General features: G+C 43.6%; 11 protein-coding genes, 1 rRNA gene and 1 pseudogene. 2 read left to right on the top strand and 11 right to left on the bottom strand.

Translation table 11 applies throughout. The features are described 5' to 3' along the window. A 16S ribosomal RNA gene (locus BW947_RS12435) occupies positions 1-331 on the bottom strand; the annotation flags it as partial. A gap of 590 nt (positions 332-921) precedes the next feature. Then, positions 922-1,470: a D-glycero-beta-D-manno-heptose 1,7-bisphosphate 7-phosphatase gene (gene gmhB / locus BW947_RS12430; protein ID WP_076500034.1), complete on the bottom strand. Its 549-nt coding sequence runs from the start codon at positions 1,468-1,470 to the stop codon at positions 922-924. A gap of 476 nt (positions 1,471-1,946) precedes the next feature. Here gmhB and BW947_RS12425 point away from each other — a divergent pair, with 476 nt between their 5' ends. Both BW947_RS12425 and BW947_RS12420 read left to right on the top strand, forming a co-directional pair. Beyond that, entirely contained in the window at positions 1,947-2,618 is a 672-nt protein-coding gene (locus tag BW947_RS12425; RefSeq protein WP_076500032.1) for a GntR family transcriptional regulator, read from the top strand. Positions 2,619-2,709: 91 nt separating this feature from the next. Then, complete coding sequence (locus BW947_RS12420; RefSeq protein WP_076500030.1) at positions 2,710-3,777, top strand: ketoacyl-ACP synthase III; 1,068 nt, start codon at positions 2,710-2,712, stop codon at positions 3,775-3,777. 125 nt (positions 3,778-3,902) lie between these two features. Here the strand turns inward: BW947_RS12420 and BW947_RS12415 are convergent, their stop codons facing one another. The 9 genes and pseudogenes from BW947_RS12415 to ligA all read right to left on the bottom strand — a co-directional run bounded on the left by BW947_RS12415 (position 3,903) and on the right by ligA (position 15,155). Then, on the bottom strand, positions 3,903-4,589 hold the full coding sequence (locus BW947_RS12415) for an exonuclease domain-containing protein (RefSeq protein ID WP_076500028.1): 687 nt from the start codon (positions 4,587-4,589) through the stop codon (positions 3,903-3,905). 1 nt (position 4,590) lies between these two features. Beyond that, positions 4,591-6,438, bottom strand: a pseudogene (locus BW947_RS12410) (DUF294 nucleotidyltransferase-like domain-containing protein). Between the two features lie 286 nt (positions 6,439-6,724). Beyond that, positions 6,725-8,461: a sodium:solute symporter family protein gene (locus tag BW947_RS12405; RefSeq protein ID WP_076500026.1), complete on the bottom strand. Its 1,737-nt coding sequence runs from the start codon at positions 8,459-8,461 to the stop codon at positions 6,725-6,727. A gap of 11 nt (positions 8,462-8,472) precedes the next feature. Further along, positions 8,473-8,739 carry a DUF4212 domain-containing protein gene (locus BW947_RS12400; protein WP_076500024.1) on the bottom strand — a complete coding sequence of 89 codons (267 nt, stop codon included), beginning with the start codon at positions 8,737-8,739 and terminating at the stop codon, positions 8,473-8,475. A 554-nt stretch (positions 8,740-9,293) separates the two neighbouring features. Beyond that, positions 9,294-9,923 carry a thiol:disulfide interchange protein DsbA/DsbL gene (locus BW947_RS12395; protein WP_076500022.1) on the bottom strand — a complete coding sequence of 210 codons (630 nt, stop codon included), beginning with the start codon at positions 9,921-9,923 and terminating at the stop codon, positions 9,294-9,296. 112 nt (positions 9,924-10,035) lie between these two features. Continuing rightward, the gene (locus BW947_RS12390) at positions 10,036-10,896 is read right to left on the bottom strand and encodes a Rossmann-fold NAD(P)-binding domain-containing protein (protein WP_244153248.1); all 861 of its coding nucleotides are present in this window, start codon (positions 10,894-10,896) and stop codon (positions 10,036-10,038) included. A 60-nt stretch (positions 10,897-10,956) separates the two neighbouring features. Beyond that, positions 10,957-12,156: an HD-GYP domain-containing protein gene (locus BW947_RS12385; RefSeq protein WP_076500018.1), complete on the bottom strand. Its 1,200-nt coding sequence runs from the start codon at positions 12,154-12,156 to the stop codon at positions 10,957-10,959. A gap of 212 nt (positions 12,157-12,368) precedes the next feature. Continuing rightward, positions 12,369-12,854, bottom strand: a complete 486-nt coding sequence (locus tag BW947_RS12380) for a DUF2919 domain-containing protein (protein ID WP_076500016.1) — start codon at positions 12,852-12,854, stop codon at positions 12,369-12,371. A gap of 243 nt (positions 12,855-13,097) precedes the next feature. Next, positions 13,098-15,155, bottom strand: a complete 2,058-nt coding sequence (gene ligA / locus BW947_RS12375; RefSeq protein ID WP_076500014.1) for an NAD-dependent DNA ligase LigA — start codon at positions 15,153-15,155, stop codon at positions 13,098-13,100. Positions 15,156-15,191: the final 36 nt, after the last annotated feature.

Below are 15,191 nucleotides of genomic sequence, written 5' to 3'. Positions count from 1 at the left end.
CGTGTCTCAGTCCCAGTGTGGCTGATCATCCTCTCAGAACAGCTAGGGATCGTCGCCTTGGTGAGCCATTACCTCACCAACTAGCTAATCCCACCTAGGTTCATCCAATCGCGAAAGGCCCGAAGGTCCCCTTCTTTCCCCCGTAGGGCGTATGCGGTATTAGCAGTCGTTTCCAACTGTTATCCCCCTCGACTGGGCAGATCCCTAGGTATTACTCACCCGTCCGCCGCTCGCCGCCTCAGGAGTAAACTCCCTTGCGCTGCCGCTCGACTTGCATGTGTTAGGCCTGCCGCCAGCGTTCAATCTGAGCCATGATCAAACTCTTCAATTAAAGTTTTTTTGCTTCTCAACCTCTTATAAATAAGAAGCCAATCAGCGGCTCAATGAATTCTGATTTTTTTGTTTCCACACTCCTATAAAGGAAGCAGAAACAAACTGTACATATTGCTATGAACACTCATTGTTACATTGATTTAAATTTTTGACTGCCAACCCGAAGGCTAAGCAGTTTCGATTAACTCAACACCTGTGAGTGTCCACACAGATTTGCTTGATAAATTGTTAAAGAGCATGGTTAACCGCTTATTTAGCGTTTAACCGTTGACCCCGCTGGGTCAGTGGATGCGCATTATAGGGATGTCAGACTTTACCGCAACCCCTTTTTTTAAAATAATGGCAAAAAACGAATCGAACGCACACTTTTTAAACTAAAAGTGTGTTTAAACGGCAATATTAGCAGTCTACTGTGAATTTAGGGTAGAGATGGGATTAATCCTGTTCTAGAAATGACAAGAGTTAACCTAAGTAGCAGCTCTTTAGCCATGCTGGTTAGGTTTAACTCAGCTGTTAGCCCTAATTGGAGTCCCGTTAAAACGACTTATAAATAAATCATTCTATAATTAGTAAGTCGTAGAGTTGCTATTAACTTAGGCTTTTTAAATAAGCGGGGACATCGGCAATGCTATCGAGTACCACTGTTGCATCACTGTCATCAGCAATAACCTTACCACTGCGCACTAATATGCGTGTGGTAACGCCAGCCGCTTTCGCTGCCTGCATATCTTCGGCTTTGTCGCCAACCATGACTGAGAGAGCTAAGTCTATTTTCAGGAATTGCGCAGCATCATTGAGCATGCCCGGCTTAGGTTTACGGCAATCACAATCTATTTTATATTCCCCGATACCTTTTTCAGCATGGTGCGGACAATAATAGATCCCATCAAGCTCGACTCCTTTGTCGGCAAAGTTCCAATCCATCCACTCGGTTAAACTGTGAAATTGATCTTCTGTGTACATACCGCGGGCAATACCCGATTGATTGGTGACGACCACTAACTGGTAGCCCATTTCCTTCAAAGAGAGGCAAGATTCAAACACACCTTCGATGTATTCGAAGTCGTCCACTTGATGGACATAACCATGGTCTTTATTAATCACACCATCACGGTCTAAAAATACTGCTCGACTCACTGTATTGCTCCAAAATCACCGAAGGCGTTATCGCACTATTATTTCATTCATTAAACAAAATTGCACCGCGAAGTTCTGTTTTCCTGTTAAATTACGCCTTCACAATACTGAGTGACGACATGCGGGTAAACTAAAGTCATTATTGTATCTATCGCACCGCGTAGTTATCCTGCGAAACCTTAACCAGCTTGCTCTACGTGTCTTACATCTATTAATTAAAATGCTGACTACAATCTGAGTTTAGTCCCATGATCAATACGCTTAAAATGATTGCCACTATTACTGTAGAGGTTATTCATAGTAAAGAAGCTCTTTATATACGAAGAAAATCAGGAATAAAGCCGCCAGAACCTGCATTGTTTGGATATTGTTAATCTGTTGGACACACGACTCAATCGAGCATTTTCCTTTATTTGTGGTGTTTTTAACGGTAATCTTGGGCAAATAATGGAAAATACCCGAAATAGACGGAAATAATGAGTCGAACTACGCCTATCGTTCACAAAACCCGCACCCAGTTAGTTGTTGAAGTGCTTAGAGAGAGAATTCTTTCAGGGGACATAGCCGCAGGAGAACCACTCAGACAAAGTGCCTTAGCTGAAGCATTAAATGTCAGCCGTATTCCGGTAAGGGAAGCATTATTGCAGCTCGAAGCTGAAGGCCTAGTTAAATTTGAACCTCATAAGGGAGCAACTGCGACAGTTTTATCTGTTGAGCAAGTCACCGAACTGTTTGAATTACGCGCCATGATCGAAACCGATCTGCTCGCAAAAGCTATCCCTCGACTTCAAGACGCCGATTTAGAAAAAGCAGAACGTGTACTCGAACAGTTGGAGTCAGCCTTCAAACATGAAGATGCCGTCGCCAGTTGGAGCGAGTTGAATACGCAATTTCACACTTGCTTATATCAAGCAGCTAATCGCCCGCACACCCTTGAGGTGGTTCACGGCCTCAACACTAATTGTGATAGATACATCCGTTTGCAGTTATTGCTCGCTGGGGGAATTCCAGCTGCAGAGCATGAGCACAGGGCATTGCTTAACCATTGCAGACTAAGAGAAACAGAAAAAGCGACGGCGCTGCTGCGTCATCATATTTTACATGCCGCAATGACTATTCGAGATCTCGTCGCCAAACAGGTGGTCTAGATCACGGACGGCTATTAGAACTGCCGATAAGCTTTGTTATTGATTCAAGGCAGCGCTCAGGTTCTGCCTTTTTTATTTGAGAGAAACCACCATGCAGTACGCCACTATCACAGGTTGGGGCAAATGTGTTCCACCAGCCACGCTAACAAATGATGATCTTGCGACCTTTATCGAAACCTCCGATGAATGGATCAAATCTCGCACCGGCATTAGCCAGCGCCATATTAGCCATGTTAACACCTCTGAACTGGCTTCTGTTGCCGCACAACGCGCGCTCGCAGCTGCAGGTATCGATGGCAGTGAAATCGACATGATCATTCTGGCCAGTGCCAGCCCAGATACGTTAATCCCCAATATTGCCTCGACTGTACAAGCGAATATTGGCGCCAGCTGCGCCGCGTTTGATATCAATGCGGCTTGTAGCGGCTTCTTATATGGCTTAGGTTTAGCCAGTTCACAGATAAAGAGTGGCCAGAGCAAGAAAGTATTAGTCATTGGTGCCGAACGTCTTTCTTTCTATTTAGATTGGTCACGCCGAGATACTGCAGTGTTATTTGGTGATGGCGCAGGTGCCGTTGTCGTTGAAGCAACAGATGTTGCCGGTGGCGTGCTCGGTTATGAGCTGAATAACGATCCTGAAGGTCGTGACATTCTAAAAGCTGGTTTTGGCACCGCGATGGACAGATTCTCAGCAGAGTCATTAGACTTTTTCATTGAATTTGATGGCCAAGAAATCTTCAAGCGCGCGATTAACGGCATGAACAAATTGAGCACTAAAGTGCTTGAAAAATGTGGTATTGATAAAGATGAAGTGGATCTTGTTATCCCGCATCAAGCCAACGAGCGCATTATCGATACCTTAGTCAGCCGGATGAAAATTCCGAAAGAAAAAGCCTTCGTTAACATTGCCAATTATGGCAATACCTCGGCAGCAACCATTCCAATTGCGATTTGTGATGCATTAGAGCAAGGCGTGATCAAGCCACATCAAACCATACTTTCTTGCGCCTTTGGTGCAGGCTTAACCTCTGCCGCACTCTTACTACAATGGGGCGAGCGCGTGACGCCGATTAATATCAGTGATGCCGAGCTACCGCCTTGCGATAAAACAGGTATAGAGTTAGTTAAACGCGCCGTAGATTACTTTTGTAAGCCATAAGTCATGTTTAACTAACCAAAAAGCCATCTTCTGAGATGGCTTTTTTCATTTACAACCTTCTATAACATAATCATTTAGACATGTAATTAATTCGGCCATGAACTGCAATGTTAAACGAGAAACGGTCATGCAGATTGATGCAATACATCTGCTACGGTAAGTTGCGCACTGCCGCCCATTGCCGCCATTTGTGCCAGCAATAACTCACCACAAGCTAAAGCATCAGTTAGCGCACTATGAGCGCTATAAATGGGTAAACCATAACGTTCACGGCAAGCACCAAGGCGTAAACTGCCCTCTTGAATGGTAGGATGCTTGCGTAGTAAACGATGTTTTTCAAGCATCAAGGTATCAATTGCCGGCAACACCATCGCTTGATGGTAAATGGTTAATAAATCTTGCTGCAGAAAGCGGCAATCCAAAGGCGCATGATGCGCGACCAACACGCGGCCGTAGGTTTGATTGATAAACCACGTCATTGCATCTTCAATCGTCACCGCTTGTACAAGATGATTATCAAGAATACCGTGTATGGTTGCACTTTGGCCGACACTGCCGCGAATTTGCACTAACTTTTGTTCCGCACGTGCCAAAGGGATCTCACCGCGCTCAATTGGGACAAGCCCAATACTGAGTATTTGATCTTGCTGAGGATTAAGCCCTGTCATCTCCAAATCCATCGCCATCAGCGGCGCTTCGGATAACGGCATCGCTAGCAGTGGTATTAGCGATTGGTAATATCCCTTAAACAACTGATGTTGGCATCGTAATGCCCGCCAATTGAGCTGAGTTTTCAGCAGCAGTGTGTTCATATTAAAAACTTCGCATAAATTTCATTTTCATCCCTGCCTGCGCCTCATGTACTACTTTAAAGGCGTCACGTAGCTGATGACGAACCAGCGATGATAAATGTGCGGGCAACAAATAATTACTCACCTCAAGGCCTTGGTTATGCTGATAACCTTGATTTGATAACCGCATATGAGCAATAAACTCGTGCGCATCGGCCAGATTAAGCGCATCTTTACGATTAAGGATATTCGCCTCCATCAACGCACGAATACGTTTGGCGGTATTCACCTCTTTAATCCCTGCTGATAAGGCATAAATACGGGCGATATCGTTGATCAAGGCATTGCCTTTATGTTTTAAATCTATACCTTTAACTTCGCTACCATCGCGTTCGAGCACAAATTTGCGAAAAAATCCTAGCGGCGGTGATTCCATTAGCGAATTACCTGTCATGCCCGCGAGGAAAATATCGTTATCGCGGGTTTGCGCCAAGACTTTATCCTGCAGCGCATCAAACAATGTTTGTGGTCCGTAAACCGAGCGCATATCAAAAAAAATACTAGCATTTAATAAAGCTTTAGGCTCAGGTGTAATTACCCATTTTTCAAATACCTGCTGCCACTGTTTAAGCGACATTCGCCACTGAGGGTTTTGCGCCATAATGTTGCCAGGACAAAACTCATAACCGCACTGGTCAAGCCCCGCGCACACAGCATGGGTTAAAGCATCAAAATATCCTTTGGCAAAATCATCCATGTTTTCTGCGACTAACAAACCGTTATCTTGATCCGAACACGCAGCCTGATCTTGCCTTCCCTGCGATCCAAATGCTAACCAGCAAAATGCCATCGGCGGTTCGCCGAGCAATTGCTGATTAAGCACGATTAAGCGTCGTGTTAATGCGTCGGTAACAGAGGTTAATACTCGGCCAATTTCTTCAGCTCTGGCATCGGCACTGATCAAGTTTTGTAGCAATAATGGAATTTGCTTACTTACACTAATCAAACTAGCCAGATCTTGCTGGCGTTCAATTTCACCAATTAACAATAGCGGCTGTGAACCCTGCCCGCGTAAAATATCGGTACTGGTCACCATGCCAACAGCTTTACCTTGATCGATAATCGGTAAATGATGAATATTATGTTGACTCATCAGCAACATAGCTTCAAAAACTAATGCATTCGATGAAATGAAAATCGGTGAAACGGTCATCGCATGGTGCACAGCAATACGGCCATCAAGTTCTGCCGCTAGCACTCGATTACGTAAATCCTTATCGGTTAAGATGCCGACTAATTTGTGATTATCTGTTACCAACAAAGACGATACTCGGCTATTACGCATTAACAGCGCTGCCTAAGTCACGCTAGCATGGGCATCAATGACAATAGGTATTGATGACATTAAGGTGCTAACTCGGCTGGTAGTGGTCAAATCCTTTGCTTTAAAGCGTCCTTCATGGCGCAAGCGTTTAGCAAATGCGCGAGTAAAAAACTGATCAAAATCGCGGCTTTCGCTTCTTAGCTTATCAAACAAGGTTTGTGGTAGATGATAGACCAAGCTGTCTTCGAGAATAGCAACCTTATTAACCACTTTCTCACCCGACAACAAAGTGGAAAAACCAAAAAACTCCCCTTCGCCAACTCTATCCACCAGTACGCCCTGCGGATCCCGTACCTCAAAAGCACCACTGCGCACCATATATAATTTAGGTGTATTGATATTAAAGGTGACATAACCAGAAGCCTTACTGTAATAGCCAACAGTGACCGCCTTAGCACAGCGCAGCAGCGCATCTTCGGCCAGAGTGTCAAAGGGCACTAACTTTTGTAGAAATTGAACGACGGGTTGTAACTCACTGGCATTCATGACCACACCTTATTTTTTTAAGCAGAATTCTTACCCTTATACAACCACTATAACCTGCATTATCGCTATGCTACATGCGACTAAAGTCAGCATAAGGTTAATTTAATTAATGCATTAAAAACGCCGCGGTACCAAGTCTAAACACTTATACCAATCATATTGGCTATGTTCACGTTAACTATGTCTGCATAGCCAATACGATTGGTATTACAACAGCCCGAACAAAAAGTCATAAAAAAGAGCGCCGGAGCGCTCTTATGATGAAACTCATCACTACATCAGAATATTAATGTTCGCTGGCTTCACCTGAACCTTTAGGGAAGCGAATCGATTCAACCATTTCTTGAACATGTAATGGCGTTGCCGCTGTCACTCGGCTCACCAAGGCTGCAACAGCAAAGTTTATGACCATACCAACCATACCAATACCTTCAGGTGAAATACCGAGGAACCAGTTAGCTGCCACGTTGCCCGTTGGGTCAACAAACTTGAAGTAAATGATATAACCTGCAGTGAACAGTAGACCCGTCAACATACCGGCAATAGCACCTTCTTTATTCATTGTTTTAGAGAAAATCCCCATAATAATGGCAGGGAACAGTGACGATGCCGCCAAACCGAAGGCGAACGCCACCACTGCTGCCACAAATCCTGGCGGATTCACACCAAAGTATCCCGCAATCACAATACCAACCCCCGCTGCCACACGAGCATACATCAGCTCTCTCTTATCAGAGATATTTGGCATAAGATTTTTCTTCAACAAATCGTGTGAAACCGATGTTGAAATCACCAATAACAAACCTGCCGATGTTGATAGCGCAGCAGCTAAACCACCTGCTGCAACCAGTGCGATAACCCACGCTGGTAAGTTAGCGATTTCAGGCGTAGCTAATACGATAATATCGTTATCAATCTTCATCTCGTTTTTGCTAGCAGGATCTTCAATCTTGCCTGACGAGTAGTAAATCTTACCGTCGCCATTTTTATCGTCCCACTTGATTAAACCGGTTTTTTCCCAGCTTTTAATCCAATTTGGCGCAGACTCATAAGCCACACCTTTCGCATCTGGGCCATTAATGGTTTCAATCATGTTCACACGGGAGAAAGCCGCTAAAGCGGGTACAGTCGTGTACATAATAGAAATAAATACTAAGGCCCAACCGGCTGAAATACGCGCATCTTTTACTTTAGGCACAGTGAAGAAACGCACGATAACATGCGGTAAACCCGCAGTACCGACCATCAATGCTCCAGTAATACAGAACACATCAATCGTGCTCTTAGAACCGTCGGTATAAGGCGCAAAGCCTAATTCAGCAGAAACATTGTTGAGTTTCTCTAAAAGGTACACGCCACTATTATTACCCGCAGCATCTAGCAGCTCTGCACCAAAACCGATTTGCGGCACAACGTGACCGGTCATCATTACAGAAAGGAAAATCGCAGGTACCATAAAGGCGAAAATCAGTACGCAATATTGGGCAACCTGAGTGTAAGTAATACCCTTCATACCGCCAAGCACTGCGTAGAAGAACACCACCGCCATACCGATATAAACACCAGTGTCGACGTCGACTTCAAGGAAGCGCGAGAACACCACACCCACACCGCGCATTTGCCCCGCAATATAAGTAAAGCAAATGAAAATAGCGCAGATAACCGCAACCGTACGCGCCGCCTGTGAGTAATAACGCTCACCGACAAAATCAGGCACTGTAAATTTACCGAACTTACGTAGATACGGCGCCATACACAGCGCTAATAATACATAACCACCGGTCCATCCCATTAAATATACGCTGCCGTCATAACCCGTAAACGACACGATACCCGCTAACGAAATAAATGATGCCGCCGACATCCAATCTGCTGCCGTTGCCATACCGTTCACAACAGGGTGAACACCACCGCCAGCAACATAAAACTCTTTAGTTGAACCCGCTCGGGACCATATCGCGATACCAATGTAAAGCGCAAATGAAAGCCCTACAATTACATATGTGAGTGTTTGAACATCCATCTCAAAGCTCCTTAGTCTTCTTGTACGTTATATTTTTTATCTAAGGCGTTGGCTTTTGCCGCATAGACAAAAATAAGCGCAACGAATACATACATAGATCCCTGTTGTGCAAACCAGAAGCCTAATTTGAATCCCATGAAATGGACTTCATTGAGTACATCAACCAATAAAATGCCGCATCCAAAAGAAACTACCGCCCAAATGGCTAATAAACTCAGTACGAGACGAATATTCTCGCTCCAGTAGCGTTTAGCCTTGTCATTGTTTTCAAAACCCATAGTGACTCCCCTGTGCTGTTTTAATTTTAAGTCATGTTTAATCTAACAACAGCTGGGGTGACTACAATCAAGACCTTAGTCTAATTTGCGATTTAGATCACAACAAAAAATATGAATAAAAACTTAAAATCAACAAGTTAACAATGATTTTACATTTGAACTCAGTTTCAAATATTTCAACAGGTTAGACCAATGTCGAACAAGAACGGGGCTAATGCAGGAAAATTTAGGCTAAGTTCGGTTCAGAAATCATTAAAAAAGTGCAATAACATATTGTCTGAACTCGTAAAAATGATTGAACCAATAGAGGAATATTGCACTATGACGTGTTATGAATTGGGTTGTAGGTGAAAGTTTGAATGTTATTTTTAGATGCTATCCCATAGCTCAACAAACGTGACATAGGTAGTTATCATTCATAACATTGGCGCTAGAAGTTTAAGGTAATACTCAGCATAAAAATAACCCAACTTAGGTTGGGTTATTTATTCAAAGCTACAACTGACTCAACCTCGTTTTCACTTAAAGTGTTAGTTGAATCACGTTAACGATTTTTAATTTAATGATTTAGCGACTAAGAATTTAACCAATTCGGCCAATTCTTCAGGGCTATGGTCAGTTGAGGTCAGCATATAACGACCATTGACTAATAACGAAGGCACGCCCTTAATACCAGAAAGCTCAGTTTGAGAGTCATAATTCATTAGGGTAAATTTAGCGTCAACGGAAGTCATTGCAGCATCGACATCATTCACCTTAGCCCCTTGCGCGATGAAAAAAGCTTTCACTTGCTCAGGAGTGGTAAAGGGTTCACCTTTCTCATGAATTTGCTTAAAAATAGTCAGATGTACCTGATTCGTCATATTTAATTTTTGCGCTATGTAATAAGCAAACTGGCTCAATTGCCACGCAGGACGCCCCACGCCAACGGGGGTACGTTCAAACGCGATATCTTTGCCTAATAATTTCACTGTTGATGCCATCAAAGGGTCTTGTTTATAACAGTGGGGGCAATTATAAGAAAAAAACTCTCGTAGCACAGGTTGTTGTGTTTCAGTAATACCCGTCACAGTAATGTAGTCTTTGCCCTCTTCAAAGCTCGCTGCCTGCAGAGAAAAACTCGCACTCAGCATTAATCCGCATGCAAACATCGCCATGGGTAGAACTCGATTAAACACATTCATTTAATGGTCTCTTTTTATGAGTAATTTGTTTAAATTAAGGATTACATATTCGCTTAAGCAAAAATTAAAGCTAAAAAACGCGACTTTCACCTTTAAAAAAGGTTAATTTCTCTTAACAGGCCGCAAGCATATCCAGTGGAGAAGCATACTGATAACGAAAGCCCAAATCTGTAACAATTGCGTCAGCTTGAATGACTTTACTCGGCATAGATTGTTGATTAAATTCGGGCGCAACTAAGCCTAAAGACTGTGCGGCGGCTTGGTAAAACTCAGATTTTGTGGGGTGTAAAGGCGCACACAGATTATAAATCGGCGCGATGGATAACCCCGAACGCGTGGCGGCGATAATCGTACTCACTGCGCGAACACAATCATCAAGGTGTACTAAATTCACTGCGATATTAGCACCACTCACGTCGGTTTTGCCCGCCAGAAAACGTCCAGGATGACGTTTAGGGCCAACAAGACCAGCAAAACGGACAATACAGGCATTGGGTTGAGCTTGGAATAAGGCTTCTGCATCGAGCAGTATTTGGCTATCACTCGATTCTGCTACAGCATCGGCTTCGCTCATTAGCTTATCTTGGGCTGGATACACGCCCGTTGTACTAATGAATATCATCCGTTGATATTGCCAGCCTTGGGTTAATGTGATGAGTTGTTGTACTTCTTCAATATAAGCTGCATTACCGCGTTTTAATCGAGGCGGAATGTTCACAATTAAATAATCGGTCTGAAATAATCCTGCTAACGCTTTAGCATCAGGTACACTTTGTGCATCGCTGCCTAATTGCAGTGGATAAGCTTCAATTCCTGCAGCGGTTAATTCCGAGAGTTCATTCACGCTGCGCTTACTGCCTGTCACTCTGTAACCCTCATGGACTAACTGTTTGGCTAAGGCAAAGCCAAACCAACCACAACCGACTAAGGCTACACTTTGTGCTAATGCATCATTTTCTGCTATTACATTCACCCTATTCATCCTATGAAAGCCAATACTAACGGATAGAATACGGAATTTAGGGCGTAAGATTCAAGTTTGTAGCGAACTAAAATAAAAACTAATGCCTTTATCCACTTGTAAGCTTCGAATCGCCCCTTCGGTTAACTCTTCTACTTTAATCGCTTGCTCAATTGTTACACCTTCGAGGATCAAAAAGCGCAGCGACGCATCGCTGCCATCTTCTTTGCAAGCCCACACTTGCGGTTGACTAACCTCCTTAGTCGTCATAATCACTTTGGCAATACTGCCATCGGACAATTTAACTATGGTGCCCGGCGGATAAATGCCCAGTATTTTAACCAACACTGAAATTAATGATTCCGCATGTTTACTGGCATGATTTTTAAATAGATGGCCTAAAGCAATTTGGGGAGAAGTGATTTGTTGACCACTAAGCTGCTGTTCATAATCATTCGCTAAGCTAACAATTTGAGTCGTAATAGGGAGCTTATGGCCCGTTAAACCATCGGGATAACCCGAACCATCAACAAACTCATGGTGATGTAATACGATATTAAGCGCTTCTTTAGGAAATAGACCGCAACGATTAAGCATATCAAAACCAAAATTAGGATGCATTTGTATAAAACTGGTCTCCTGCGGTGTTAAAGCACCATGCTTGCAGCGGATAGCCTCCGGCACTTTGAGTTTACCAATATCGTGAAATAAGCTGCCAAGGGCAATATCACGTAATTCTTTGGGGGCTAAATCAAGGGCATGACCTATCATCATCGCCAATACCGCCACAGATACCCCGTGCTGGGTCACGCTAGTCTCTTTTTCATCCATTCCCACTAAGGTAAGAAAAGGTGTGTCGACTTCCTGTAAATGACTTAATAGATCCTCTGTCAGTGCGGCCGATAATCGATAAGCCCCTTCGGGATCGCTGACGACTTTACCGTAAATATCTCGGCAATTATTCACATTCATTAAAAAACGCTTCTGGCTCAAGCGTATTGCCTTACGGGTATCAGCCTTGAGATCCCGCTCAGGTTCGATTTCTATCTCATCTTCGGTATCAGTTTCAATAGTCTGCTGTTTGATATTCGATGCAGATAATAAAAAAACATAAGTAACCCCTAGACCACGGATCATCTCGATTTGAGCGTCACTACTAATCTCTACACGGTTAAATAAAAATGGATGATTAGTCCACGACAAAGGCAACTTGACTGTCATGCCAAGCTGAAGTTCTGATAGCAATAATTTTTTTTGAGGTACTTTTGCCACGCAATATGACTCCTTCCAAATGTGATGTTATCGAGTAACTGATGACATATCAGTTAATTGATCCTGCACATTTATGCTAAGTACATATAACTATAGATTATTTAAAAATTAGAGCCGCCAAATAAAGGCATAATGCAGATTGAATAGAGGGAAAAGATATAATGCTTGAGATAAAATACTATTAAATTCAGCTATAACAATAACTTAGATAATTATTGCTGAGATTTAGTTTTATCTTCTTGAATCCAATCATCAAGGTAATAACTCAGTCGTTTCGATTTGAGTAGGTATATGCTGGACCAGAACAACATCAAAGCATCTAATGCCAAGCTCCAATGGAACAAAAACTGACTATGGAGCAGCCTCTGTCCGAGCAAGACTGCATCAAGCATTAATAATAGCCACAATCCCCACTTCAAATGCACAAAAACTGGGATTAACCATTGGAGCGAACGGCGACGTTCAGCAATCACCACCAGATAAATCAATACGGCGCCCAGACCAGCTGCCAGTGCCAATAAAAAATCTGATTTTTCGGGATAAAAAATCCTTACCAACCCAGAGCGGTCATTCATTTGAGTCAGCGATGCAATAAAAATGCACCAACCGCGCGCAAGGTAAGCTAATAGAATATAAAGAAATATCGGCGGTTTAATATGCCCTTTGTCATCGAGCCAAGTGATGTGACTAAAATTCAAATTAATTTCCAATGAACAAAAAACAGCATATACATGTTAATCATGATGGTAGCAACCGCAGCAAATTCAATCGTACTCGCCATAAAATTGGCCGTGTTTTTATATATTTCAAACGGCTAAAAAGAACTCTTTAAAAAGAATTTTTCAAAATAGTGCCTTAAAATAAAGCACTATTCTAATACCCAACAGCGAATAATATTTAGCCTATAAAAATACTCAGCCAGACGTTCTCTGACTCACCCATCAAGTATTAGCAGCTAAGAGTGCTAAAAGGCCATCTTCATCAATTACTTTTACCCCGAGTTCTTGTGCTTTAGCAAGCTTTGAACCGGCAGCCTCACCCGCCACTAAGCAATCGGTATTTTTTGAAACACTACCCGCGACTTTTGCTCCCAGAGCCTGCAGTTGTGCTTTAGCGTCATTACGATTGAGCTGATTTAAGGTACCCGTTAATACCCATGTTTGGCCCTTAAGCGGCTGTGAATCGGCACTTGGCGCTTCAATCGCTGGCCAATGCACACCCGCAGCAATTAAGGCATCAATTACTTCGAGATTATGGGGCTGGGCAAAAAAGTGAACCACATGCTGAGCAACAACAGTGCCGACATCTTCTACTGCAGTTAATTGTTCAACGGTAGCAGCACGCAAAGCCTCTAAACTGGCAAAATGCGCGGCAAGGCTTGCCGCCGTTGCTTCGCCAACTTCACGAATACCTAAAGCATATAAAAACCGTGCAAGTGTGGTCGTTTTGGCCGCTTCAATTGCAGCGGCTAAATTGGTTGCCGATTTCATGCCCATGCGGTCAAGCATCGTCATCATCGAGGCCGTGAGTTTAAACAGATCTGCAGGGCTTTGAACTAACTCTTTATCAATCAATTGCTCGACAACTTTATCGCCCATGCCATCAATATCGAGTGCCTTACGCGAGGCAAAATGTTTAATCGCTTCTTTACGCTGCGCCTCGCAGAATAAACCACCGCTACAACGAGCAACAGCCTCACCTTCAAGACGTTCAACTAAGCTGTTGCATACAGGGCAATTTTCGGGAAACTCAATCGCAAGCGCATCGTCAGGACGACGTTCTGGTACTATGGCAACAATTTGCGGGATCACATCACCAGCGCGGCGAATAATCACAGTGTCTTTGATCATGACGCCTAAACGGGCAATTTCATCAGCATTGTGCAATGTAGCATTCGATACTGTTACTCCGCCTACAAACACCGGTTTTAAACGTGCGACAGGCGTAACTGCGCCCGTACGTCCCACTTGAAAATCAACCCCCTCAAGTACGGTCATCTCTTCTTGCGCAGGAAACTTATAAGCAATTGCCCAACGCGGTGATTTTGCAACAAAACCTAAAGCTTGCTGCTGGGCAATATCATTAACCTTCATCACCACGCCGTCGATTTCAAAAGCCAAATCACTACGACGAGTTAGTATGTCTTTGTAGTAGTCATAGACTTGGCTTAACTCAGTACAAACCTTGATTTCACTACTTACTGGTAAACCCCAAGATTTAAGCTGCTGTAATTGCTCAAAATGAGTTTGACCTAGTGGATGAGAGATAGGCTCAACGACGCCTAAGGCATAAGCATAAAATGCCAAAGAACGCGCCGCGGTAATTTTACTGTCAAGTTGACGTAAGCTCCCTGCCGCTGCATTACGCGGATTAACAAACAGTTTTTCATTTCTAGCACGCGCTCTATCATTGAGTGCCTCAAAGGCTGCTTTAGGCATAAAAGCCTCGCCGCGCACTTCAACCAGTTCAGGATAATCCTGGCCACGTAATTTAAGCGGTATCGATTTGATCGTTTTGACGTTTTCGGTAATATCTTCACCTACGCTACCATCGCCGCGGGTCGCCGCTCGCTCAAGCACCCCATTGCGGTACAAGATACTCACGGCAAGACCATCCAATTTTGGCTCACAGCAAAAACTCACATCACCGACTTTATCAGTAACACGTTTATGGAATGCACTGAAATCGGCTTCGTCGAAAGCGTTATCTAAGCTCAACATCGGTTTGAGATGGGTTATCTGAGCAAACTTTGCCAGCGCCAACCCGCCCACTCTTTGAGTCGGTGAATCAGCGGAAACCCAATGCGGATATAGCGCTTCTAACTCCAATAAACGCTGTATCAACCTATCGTACTCAGAATCTGTGATGCTTGGGGCATCATCCACATAGTAACGAATATTGTGCTCGTTCAGTGATTGGCCGAGCGCCTGCATCACCTGCTGTGCATTTTCAGCGGTTACCGTGTCAGAAAGGAGTTTATCGAGTTGAATGTCTTGCATAGGTTTATCCAGATTTTTAAATCACAAAAGTAGACA

The organism is Shewanella morhuae (assembly GCF_900156405.1).
Classification (GTDB): domain Bacteria; phylum Pseudomonadota; class Gammaproteobacteria; order Enterobacterales; family Shewanellaceae; genus Shewanella; species Shewanella morhuae.
This window is presented reverse-complemented; position numbering and strand designations above follow the sequence as displayed.

Excerpts from the sequence above, each read along its gene's own strand:
- BW947_RS12425 (WP_076500032.1), top strand. The coding sequence starts at position 1,947 with ATGAGTCGAACTACGCCTATCGTTCACAAAACCCGCACCCAGTTAGTT.
- BW947_RS12420 (WP_076500030.1), top strand. The coding sequence starts at position 2,710 with ATGCAGTACGCCACTATCACAGGTTGGGGCAAATGTGTTCCACCAGCC.
- BW947_RS12415 (WP_076500028.1), bottom strand. The coding sequence starts at position 4,589 with ATGAACACACTGCTGCTGAAAACTCAGCTCAATTGGCGGGCATTACGA.
- BW947_RS12405 (WP_076500026.1), bottom strand. The coding sequence starts at position 8,461 with ATGGATGTTCAAACACTCACATATGTAATTGTAGGGCTTTCATTTGCG.
- BW947_RS12400 (WP_076500024.1), bottom strand. The coding sequence starts at position 8,739 with ATGGGTTTTGAAAACAATGACAAGGCTAAACGCTACTGGAGCGAGAAT.
- BW947_RS12395 (WP_076500022.1), bottom strand. The coding sequence starts at position 9,923 with ATGAATGTGTTTAATCGAGTTCTACCCATGGCGATGTTTGCATGCGGA.
- ligA (WP_076500014.1), bottom strand. The coding sequence starts at position 15,155 with ATGCAAGACATTCAACTCGATAAACTCCTTTCTGACACGGTAACCGCT.